Here is a 1,046-nt window from a genome sequence, read left to right as displayed (position 1 = left end):
CGGCGTGCCCGGCGACAGCGGCGCCGCGGTGCCGCCCATGCTCACGCCCTTCACGCTGCGCGGCCTCACGCTGGACAACCGCATCGTCGTCTCGCCCATGGCGACCTACAGCGCGGTCGAGGGCGTGCCGCAGGACTTCCACCTGGTGCACCTGGGCGCCCGCGCGCTCGGCGGCGCGGCGCTGGTGATGGTGGAGATGACCGCCCCCACGCCCGACGGCCGCATCACCCCCGCCTGCACCGGGCTGTGGAACGATGCGCAGCAGGCCGCCTTCACGCGCATCGTGGATTTCGTGCACGGCAGCAGCCGCGCGAAGATCGGCCTGCAGCTGGGCCACAGCGGCCCCAAGGGCTCCACGCGCGTGGGCTGGGAGGGCACGGACGAGCCCCTGCCCGAGGGCGATCCGCACGGCAACTGGCCGCTGCGCGCCGCCAGCGCCCTGCCCTACGGCCCGCAGAACCAGACGCCCGCCGCGCTGACGCGCGCCGACATGGACGCGCTCACCGCCGCCTTCGTGGCCAGCGCCCGGCGCGCTGCAGCCTGCGGCTTCGACTGGCTGGAGCTGCATTGCGCGCACGGCTACCTGCTGGCCAGCTTCATCAGCCCGCTCACCAACCAGCGCACCGATGACTACGGCGGCAGCCTGGAAAACCGCTGCCGCTACCCGCTCGAAGTGTTCACGGCGGTGCGCGCCGTGTGGCCCGCCGAGCGCCCCATGAGCGTGCGCATCTCGGCCCACGACTGGGCGCCCGGCGGCACCACGCCGGACGACGCCGTGGCGATGGCGCGGTGGTTCAAGGCCGCGGGCTGCGATTTGATCGACGTCTCCTCCGGCCAGACCACGCGCGCCGCCCGGCCGGTGTACGGGCGCATGTACCAGACGCCGTTCGCCGACCGCATCCGCAACGAGGTGGAGATCGCCACCATGGCCGTGGGTGCCATCAGCGAGGCCGACCATGCCAACGGCATCATCGCCGCCGGCCGCGCCGACCTCTGCGCCCTCGCCCGCCCGCACCTGGCCGACCCGGCCTGGACGCTGCACGCCG

Annotated in this window: 1 protein-coding gene; it reads left to right on the top strand. The window is 74.2% G+C overall.

Annotated features, from left to right (window positions below; genetic code table 11):
- On the top strand, window positions 1–1,046 hold a 1,046-nt coding region (locus tag AC27IQ_RS25555; protein WP_487091303.1), incomplete at both ends, for an oxidoreductase.

This window comes from Acidovorax sp. KPB24-07 (genome assembly GCF_057543315.1).
The sequence above is the reverse complement of the archived record's forward strand: the minus strand, read 5'-3'. Positions and strand labels throughout refer to the sequence as shown.